The organism is Streptomyces sp. RP5T (assembly GCF_003933965.1).
Classification (GTDB): domain Bacteria; phylum Actinomycetota; class Actinomycetes; order Streptomycetales; family Streptomycetaceae; genus Streptomyces.
The window spans coordinates 1-5303 of the sequence record NZ_RSAJ01000567.1 but is presented as its reverse complement, the minus strand read 5'-3'; the positions used below and the strand labels follow the sequence as shown (position 1 = coordinate 5303).

8 protein-coding genes are annotated in these 5303 nt (G+C 67.8%); 5 read left to right on the top strand and 3 right to left on the bottom strand.

The genetic code is table 11. From position 1 onward, the window contains the following. Positions 1 to 132: 132 nt before the first annotated feature. Positions 133 to 981 carry a thiamine pyrophosphate-dependent enzyme gene (locus EHS43_RS48365; RefSeq protein ID WP_260470883.1) on the top strand — a complete coding sequence of 283 codons (849 nt, stop codon included), beginning with the start codon at positions 133 to 135 and terminating at the stop codon, positions 979 to 981. Next, entirely contained in the window at positions 962 to 1324 is a 363-nt protein-coding gene (locus tag EHS43_RS48360; RefSeq protein ID WP_260470882.1) for a thiamine pyrophosphate-dependent enzyme, read from the top strand. Before EHS43_RS48365 ends, EHS43_RS48360 begins: the two co-directional genes overlap by 20 nt. Before the next feature lie 191 nt (positions 1325 to 1515). Here EHS43_RS48360 and cynS read toward each other — a convergent pair whose 3' ends face one another. Both cynS and EHS43_RS36440 read right to left on the bottom strand, forming a co-directional pair. Next, on the bottom strand, positions 1516 to 1986 hold the full coding sequence (cynS, locus tag EHS43_RS36445; RefSeq protein WP_125194882.1) for a cyanase: 471 nt from the start codon (positions 1984 to 1986) through the stop codon (positions 1516 to 1518). Positions 1987 to 2095: 109 nt separating this feature from the next. After that, complete coding sequence (locus EHS43_RS36440) at positions 2096 to 2713, bottom strand: carbonic anhydrase (RefSeq protein WP_125194881.1); 618 nt, start codon at positions 2711 to 2713, stop codon at positions 2096 to 2098. Between the two features lie 124 nt (positions 2714 to 2837). On the opposite strand from EHS43_RS36440, the gene cynR reads away from it, so the two are divergent. The 3 genes from cynR to EHS43_RS36425 all read left to right on the top strand — a co-directional run bounded on the left by cynR (position 2838) and on the right by EHS43_RS36425 (position 4904). Continuing rightward, positions 2838 to 3746 (top strand): transcriptional regulator CynR, encoded by a 909-nt coding sequence (gene cynR, locus EHS43_RS36435; protein ID WP_125194880.1) that lies wholly within the window; start codon positions 2838 to 2840, stop codon positions 3744 to 3746. A 450-nt stretch (positions 3747 to 4196) separates the two neighbouring features. Further along, the gene (locus EHS43_RS48355) at positions 4197 to 4478 is read left to right on the top strand and encodes a hypothetical protein (protein ID WP_260470881.1); all 282 of its coding nucleotides are present in this window, start codon (positions 4197 to 4199) and stop codon (positions 4476 to 4478) included. A gap of 171 nt (positions 4479 to 4649) precedes the next feature. Continuing rightward, positions 4650 to 4904 carry a hypothetical protein gene (locus tag EHS43_RS36425; RefSeq protein WP_185806568.1) on the top strand — a complete coding sequence of 85 codons (255 nt, stop codon included), beginning with the start codon at positions 4650 to 4652 and terminating at the stop codon, positions 4902 to 4904. An 87-nt stretch (positions 4905 to 4991) separates the two neighbouring features. On the opposite strand, the gene EHS43_RS36420 is transcribed toward EHS43_RS36425, so the two are convergent. Further along, positions 4992 to 5303: helix-turn-helix domain-containing protein (locus tag EHS43_RS36420; protein WP_125194879.1), on the bottom strand; the 312-nt coding region annotated here is incomplete at its 5' end.

Genomic DNA, 5303 nt, shown 5'->3' with positions numbered 1-5303 from the left:
GGCTTCAACGACGCCCGCGGGGCGGGCGGGCTGCTGGGCCAGGTCGAGGGCCGCAGCGTCGCCGACGTGCTGGCCTGGCTCGCCACCACCCGCTGACCTTGGAGAAAGAGCATCACACACGTCGCCATCGACGTGTCCGCCACCTACCGCGCCGCGATCCGCACCGGCCTGCCGCACACCAGGGTCGTAGGCGACCACTTCCACGTGGTGCAGCTTGCGAACAAGATGTTCTCGGCGGCCCAGGTCGCCCAGGCCGCAGCGCTGATGCGCAGCGCTCGCCACCCCATTGTGCTGGCCGGCCACGGCGCGGCCCGCAACGGTGCGGCCGCATCGCTCACGGCTTTTGCCGGCTCCCTCGGACTGCCGGTGGCAACGACCTTCCATGGCAAGGGAGTCATTGCCGACGACCTCGTCAACTCGATGGGTTCGATCGGCTTCATGCGCCGCGACTACACCAACTTCGGTTTCGACGCGGCCGACCTGGTCATCGCCGTCGGCTATGAGCTGCAGGAGTTCGACCCCGCCCGGATCAACCCCCAACGCGACAAGAAAATCATCCACGTGCACCGCTTCCCCGCTGAGGTCGGCGCGCACTACTCGATCGACCTTGGCATCATCGGCGACATCTCGCAGTCCCTGGACGCGCTGTCGGCCGCCGTTTCCGACCGCTTCCGCGGCCCGGTCCCGGCCAGGTGCCGCGAAATGGTGCAAGCCGAGCTGGATCGCGGACGTGCCGACGGCCGGTACCCGCTCGCGCCGCAGCGCATCGTTGCCGACACCCGTGCCGCTCTGGGTCGCGACGATGTCGTACTCGTCGACACCGGCGCCCTGAAGATGTGGATGGCGCGGCTGTACCCCACGTACGCGCCCAACACCTGCCTGATCTCCAACGGCCTGTCCGCGATGGGCTTTGCACTGCCCGGGGCGCTCGCCGTGGCCCTGGCCGAACCGGGACGTCAAGGTGCTGGCCGCGGTCGGTGACGGTTCGTTCCTCATGCACTCGCAGGAGATCGAAACTGCCGTCCGTGAAGCCATCCCGCTTACCGTGCTGATCTGGGAGGACAACGGCTACGGGCTCATCGAGTGGAAGATGGACCTGACCCTCGGCGAACACGACGCCACCGCCTTCGGCAATCCCGACATCATCCGCTACGCGGAGAGCTTCGGAGCCACGGGATATCGGATTGCCGACGCGGAGGAACTGCTGCCCACGCTGCGAACGGCACTGGACCACCCCGGAGTCTCCATCATCGCCTGCCCCGTCGACTACAGCGAGAATCTCAGGCTCACCGCCCGCCTCGGTCAACTGGACGCCGCACTCTGATGTCGTTCTGACTGTCCCGTGGCCCAAGTGAGTGCAAGGCACCGTCGCCTCACCGCGACCCCCTGTCGTGCTGGGGGCGCGGGAAGCGGCGGGGGAGCCCCCGTAGTGGTGGCCTTGGTCGCCCGAAGCGAATTGGCGAGCCAGCCCGGGCGCCTTATCGGCAGCGGCCCCAGGCACGGCGGACGGCTGGGTCAGAAGGGCCTGGTGGGCAGGTACTTGCCGTCCAGGGTGATCACCGCGCGCTCGCCGCCCTCGGGGTCGGCGACCTTCTTCACGTCGAGCTTGAAGTTGATCGCGCTGATGATGCCGTCGCCGAACTGCTCGTGGACCAGGGCCTTGAGCGTGGTGCCGTAGATCTGGACGATCTCGTAGAAGCGGTAGATCGTCGGGTCGGTCGGGACGCCGCCGGGGATGGAGCCGCGGACCGGGATGGCCTGTAGCAGTACGGCTGCCGCCTCATCCAGTTCCAGCAGTTCGGCGACCGCCCTGGCGGCGGCCTCCGGCAGGGGATGCTGACCCAGCAGTGCGGCGGTGGTGAAGGCGACCGACAGGCCGCTGGCGTCGGCGAGCTGCTGCCAGGTCAGGTCCTTGCGCGTCTTGGCCTCGACGACTTCGGCAGCCAGAGCCTGGCGGGCAGTGGGGTCGAACTGGGCGTGCACCATGAGGTGTTCCTTTCTATGTGCCGGCCCGCTCCACGGCGGGCACAGCAAACTCGAACGGTCGGGGGACCAGAGCGCCGGACGGCGGCCTGGGGAAGAGAGGCAGGGCGGCTCAGGCCGCGAGGGCGGCGGATGCGCCCGTGCCGGGGTCGAGTTGGTCGACCGCACCGGTGGGGATGTCGTAGACCCAGCCGCGCAGCGTGAGTGTCTTCGCCGCCAGTGCCCGGGCGACGCAGGGGTGCGTTGCCAGGTTCGCCAGCTGGGCGATCACGTTGTTCCGTACCAGGACGCTCACCTTGTTCTCGCCGGGCTCGGCACTGGCCGCGCGTGGCGCACGGGCCAGGGAGGCGTCCGCGTGTCGCAGCCAGTGGGCGACGGCCGGCAGGTCGCCGAGGTCGTGGCCGTCCGCCAGGGCGGTCATCGCACCACAGGCGGAATGGCCGCAGACGACGATGTCGGACACGCCCAGGACGGCGACGGCGTACTCGATACTCGCCGCGACCCCGTCAGCGTGCGGGGTGTAGGCGGGCACCAGGTTTCCGGCCGTCCGGATGACGAACAGCTCGCCCGGCTCGCTCTGTGTGATCAGCTCCGGTATGACGCGGGCGTCGGAGCAGCTGATGAACAGGGTGCCGGGCCGGTGCGTGGTGGCCAGGTGCTGAAAGCGCGCCGCCTTGGCAGGGAAGACGCCCCGCTGGAAATGCGCGACTCCCTCTACGAGGTCTTGCATGATCACTCCTTTCGGCCAGTGCCCGACTGGTGCGGGTTGACGAAATCCACCATGCATGAGCTGCTTCTATAGAGTCCAAGACGTCCTGAACATAAGATCTATTGGTCACATCTATAGTGAGGTCATGAGCTTCGAACTGCGCCATCTGCGCTATCTGCTCGCCGTCGCCGAACAGGGCAGCTTCACCCGCGCCGCCGAAGTCCTGCACATCTCCCAGCCGACCCTGTCCCAGCAGGTCAAGCAGATGGAGCGCGTGGTGGGCACGCAGTTGCTGGACCGTACGGGTCGCGCCGTGCGCCTCACCGACGCCGGTGAGACCTACGTCCACTACGCCCGTCGCGCCCTGCAGGAACTCGCCGCTGCCGAACGTGCCGTCCATGACGTGGCCGACCTCTCCCGCGGCAGCCTGCGCCTGGCGGTCACCCCCACCTTCACCGCCTACCTCATCGGCTCCCTCACCGGACAGTTCTACGTCCGTCATCCCGGCATCACCCTGAGCATCAGGGAGATGACACAGGACCGCATCGAGTCCGCCCTGCTTGCCGACGACCTCGACCTCGGGATCGCCTTTCGCGGTGCCCACCTGCCCGGCATCACCGCAGGCGACTTGTTCACCGAAGCCCTCAGCCTCGTCGTCGGCACCCACCACCCCGATGCCGAACGGGCAGACCCACTACCCGTGCGAGAACTGGAAGGCCGCCCCCTGGCCCTGCTCAGCAGCGACTTCGCCACCCGCAGGCACATCGACTCCTACTTCGATCAGCACCGCACCACACCGCGCATCGCGATGGAAGCCAACTCGATCCATGCCGTCACCGAAATGATTCGGCGCACCCCTCTGGCATCTGTGCTGCCCGAGGCCATCGCCCGGGATCATCCGCATCTGCGTGCCGTGCCCCTCGACCCGCCCCTGCCCGAGCGCAGTGTCACTCTGCTCTGCCGCTCGAGCTCCTACCAGAGCGCTGCCGCCCGGGCTTTCACCCACCTCACCCGGCAATGGGTCGGCCCCAGCGGATACTCCTCCTTCCCGTGAGGCGCGGGGGCAATGGACTGTGACCCCGGCACAGGGACACAGTCTGTCGAGCGGACAGGTCGAGCCGGGGAACTCTCCCTTCGCACCCGAATCAGGGCCGCAGGCCCACAGGCTTTCGCTTGTGGGCCTGCGGCGCAGCGGCCCGAAACGGAACGGGTTGTCCACCACATGCAGGGGCATCCAGGCAGCAGCAGGGCGGTCGCGGGCCGTCCGTCGCAAGGCCGCCGGGCCGATCATCCGGGACATCCGATACGGCGGCATCTCTGATGCTTGTCTGGGACTTTGGGCCCGCGGGCGGGCTGCGGACCACGCTCCACCGGCTCTGCCGACCGGCTGTGGCTGGGCGAGAATGGCGGTCGAGTAGGAACCACGCAGAGAGTGCAGTTTGCTGTCACATGATTTGACACCCGGGTTGAGCCGGCTGATTGCTCTGCGGCGTGGATGAGGCGAGTGACCCGCGGGTGGGGTTCCTACTCGACCGCCAAGCAACACCGCGCGCTCCTGTGCACGGGACGGCTGGCGCGCGTCCTCTCCTACGCCCAGCTCGATGAGACCGTGCCCGTGCTGCCGCGGCTCCGCATCTCGGGACTCGACCCGGACCAGACCTACCTCGCCTCACTCGTCGCTCCGCCCGGCCCGTCGGTGACCTGGGAGGTCTCTCCGGTCTCTTGCAGTCTGCCGATTTCGGGCAGGACGAACGCGGTCAAGTCCCTCTCGGGGAGGTCGCCTTGAAGCATCCCGGGAAGCTAGCAGAAGAGGCCGCTGACCTGCGAATAGTCAAGGCTCAGTTCGGTTGACATGCCAGACCGAAGCTGATCGCACCTGCCCAAATCGTTCGGGGCATGAGACGCCCACCGCCGCCCCGCTGATCGTGGCACGGTTCACCTAGGGCCAGTGCCGTCCGTGCCCGGCCCGTTCCAGGGCACCAGCACCGCCGACAGCGCCCGCACCGTGGGCTTTCCCCCGCGCGAGCAGGGAAAGGTCCACGTCCAGCACGTCCAGCACGTCCTGACGGCCATCGCCGTCATCATCGAGCGCCTCGGCGGACTGTCACCGGCCGAGGAAGCCCGTACACCCCGCCGGCCGACTGCCTTCCAGAACCACCTCGACCAGCGTGAGATCCCTGGCCCGAAGTCCTGGCGAACCCTGGGCAGTTGACTCCACCGACACCAAGATCCCCGACAGAGTCAAGCTCAGAACTACTCATTTGTGAGAGGCCCATTGTAAGGAGGGGTGACGCCTGGATCAGCTGAAGGTGCGGCGGTAGGTGTGAGGGCTGACACCGGTGATGCGTTTGAAGCGGTCGCGGAAGGCGGTGGGCGAGCCAAAGCCGACCTGGGTGGCGATTCGCTCGACGGGGTGGCGTGTGGTCTCCAGGAGGTGTTGGGCTTGGCGAATGCGGGCCCGGTGCAGCCATTGGAGCGGGGTGGTGCCGGTCTGTTCGCGGAAGCGGCGTATCAGGGTCCGGGTGCTGACTTGGGCGTGGGCGGCGATGTCGGCGAGGGCGAGGTCACGGCCGAGGTTGTCCTGCAGCCAGGTGAGCAGGGGTTCGAGGGT

Excerpts from the sequence above, each read along its gene's own strand:
- cynS (WP_125194882.1), bottom strand. The coding sequence starts at position 1,986 with ATGGTGCACGCCCAGTTCGACCCCACTGCCCGCCAGGCTCTGGCTGCC.
- EHS43_RS36440 (WP_125194881.1), bottom strand. The coding sequence starts at position 2,713 with ATGCAAGACCTCGTAGAGGGAGTCGCGCATTTCCAGCGGGGCGTCTTC.
- cynR (WP_125194880.1), top strand. The coding sequence starts at position 2,838 with ATGAGCTTCGAACTGCGCCATCTGCGCTATCTGCTCGCCGTCGCCGAA.